This window comes from Rhodococcus sp. EPR-157, from assembly GCF_001647195.1.
In the GTDB taxonomy this organism is placed as follows: domain Bacteria; phylum Actinomycetota; class Actinomycetes; order Mycobacteriales; family Mycobacteriaceae; genus Rhodococcoides.
Genome location: NZ_LVCV01000218.1, coordinates 1 through 2,298, shown reverse-complemented (window position 1 = coordinate 2,298; position 2,298 = coordinate 1). Strand labels below are relative to the sequence as shown.

Annotated in this window: 2 protein-coding genes; one reads left to right on the top strand and one right to left on the bottom strand. The window is 66.1% G+C overall.

The annotated features are described in order from the left end of the window. Nucleotides 1-672, top strand: a 672-nt coding sequence (locus tag A2J03_RS30980; RefSeq protein WP_068372891.1) for a glycosyltransferase family 2 protein, incomplete at its 5' end; no start/stop codon positions are given. On the opposite strand, the gene A2J03_RS10035 is transcribed toward A2J03_RS30980, so the two are convergent. Then, nucleotides 669-2,298 (bottom strand): glycoside hydrolase family 2 protein (locus A2J03_RS10035; protein ID WP_068372888.1); only part of this gene is annotated, 1,630 nt, incomplete at its 5' end. The genes A2J03_RS30980 and A2J03_RS10035 overlap by 4 nt on opposite strands.

Here is a 2,298-nt window from a genome sequence, read left to right as displayed (position 1 = left end):
CCGAGATCCGAGGACTGGCTGTCGTCACTTCTCGCGCACTACGACGATCCGGCCGTGTACGCGGTAGGTGGTTCGGCGCATCCGGTATGGCCCGACACGCGTCCCGCTTTCCTTCCCACCGCGGTGGCAGGGCAGCCGGGCGAACTGGACTGGATCGTGGGCTGTACGTACAGGGGGCAGCCCACGACCACTTCAGCCGTACGCAACCTGATGGGCGCGAACATGTCGTTCCGTCGCGAGCCGATCGTCGCCCTCGGTGGCTTCGTATCCGGGATCGGGCGCATCGGGCGCATTCCGCTCGGGTGCGAGGAAACCGAATTGTGCATCCGGCTCCGGCAGAATCATCCCGGTGCCGAGATCGTCTTCGATCCGTCGATCGTCGTCGACCACACAGTCAGCGCAGACCGGACTCGGCCCAGGTATCTGCTGTCGCGGAGCTACGCCGAGGGTGTGTCCAAAGCCGCCATCGCGCGCCTGATCGGGTCGGAGGACGCACTGTCGTCCGAGCGGGCGTACACCGCGAAGATCCTGCCTCGGGCCGTCGGCCGTGAAACGTCAGCGGCGGCGCGTGGCAATCCGGTCCGCGCCTGGGGTGCTGTCGCTGTCGTGGCCAGTGTCGGTGCTGCGGGATTCGGCTACGCCCGCGGTCGCCTCAGCCGCATCTCGGGCTAACCGATCTGCGCGCGCTTGACCGAGTTGAGTGCGCGCACATGGCCCGTCACCTGTGCCTTGTCCCCCGTCACCGTCAGTACACGCCGGGAGCCGGGTGCGAGGTGGAACCACGAGTCGCTGACCTCGAGCCCGTCCACGTCGATGCACACGTACTGAGCTGCCCACTGGGTCGACACGGTCAGTGACCAGACGCCGTCGTCGACGGGTGTCGCGTGAGCTTCGAGTCCGATGTCGTTCTGGCGGGCATGCCGGGCGCCGACGAGGTGGACCGCCTGCGCAAGAGTGGTACCCGAGGGATCCACGACGTCCACCGAGACCGCCGCGTACGTCTGCGTCCCGAAACGGTATGCGTGATTGGCGTCGGTGAACGAGCCGATCAACCGGTCCACCGATATCCGCCGAGAACTGTGCGGACCCAGCTCGATTCGACATTCGTACGGTTCACCGGCAGCGCCGGTCGGCCCGTGCAGCGTCACCCTCAGCGTTCCGTGCACGGTTTCGGCGGTGTCGTCGACCAGCTCCACGGTCAGGCCGTCGAGACCGTCGTCGACAAGGAAGACCGCGACTGGGCTGCTGAGGCGAGCGAGGCTGTACCACGGCGCTTTCGGTATTCCCGCCGAGTCGATCAACCCCCAGCCCGCTCCGGGCACGAGGTCACGAAGGGTGAGCACCAACGCACCGGTGCACTCGGAGTCCGTTCTCCGCCAGTGCATGTACGACGCCGACACCGCCTCGCACACGGCAGCGCGACCGTAGTCCAGATACAACTCGGCATCGTCGCGGCGCACGAGATGCGGATCCACCCCGAAAATGTCACGGACGTAGTGATCGCGCACATCCTCGAAGTCCCAGGACGATCCACGGTCGCGCGGCACCGCAGCCTTCCAGTCCGGGTGGTGGCCGGCAACAGTGGCCGATCCGAACATCCTCTCCACCGATCGCCGTTCCGGCGGAATCGAAAATGCCAGGCATTCCGCGGCGAATCGCACCCGCGCCGTGCGTACATCGGACAGTGGCCGCAGATAGCCACCTACCCCGAAGTAGTGCGCGATTCCGTCTCCGACATGGGTGTGCAGCTCCCCGGTCGTCGACGACGGACTGGAGGTGACGTACGGGGTGCCGGGTAGTTCGGACTCGACGAACTCCGGAATCATCTTCTCCAACAACGACATGTACTGCCCATCGGACGGAACACCCAGCATCGTCGGCTGCTGCTGCGTCTCGCTTCCGCCGCTGACGACCGCCAAGGCGGGGTTGCCACCGACGAGACCGGTCAGCACTGCCAACTCCTGCTCGAACACGTCGACGAAGTCCTCGTCTTCGGGCGGGTCGAACGTCGCCACCATGACGTCCTGCCAGACCAGGATCCCCAATTCGGCACAGAGAGACCAGAATTCGCGCTGCTCGTACATCAACGTGCCGACAACTCGCACCATGTTGTGTCCGGCAGCGCGTACCCGCTCCAGCTCGAACCGCATGCGATCCGAATCCACCCACATCCGCACCGGATCCGGCGGCACCCAGCATCCCCCGCGCGCGAAGGTTCGGATTCCGTTGACTGTCAGCGTCACCGCGCGATCCGTTCGGTCGAGGTGCACGGATCGGAACCCGAGCGCGCCCGACCCG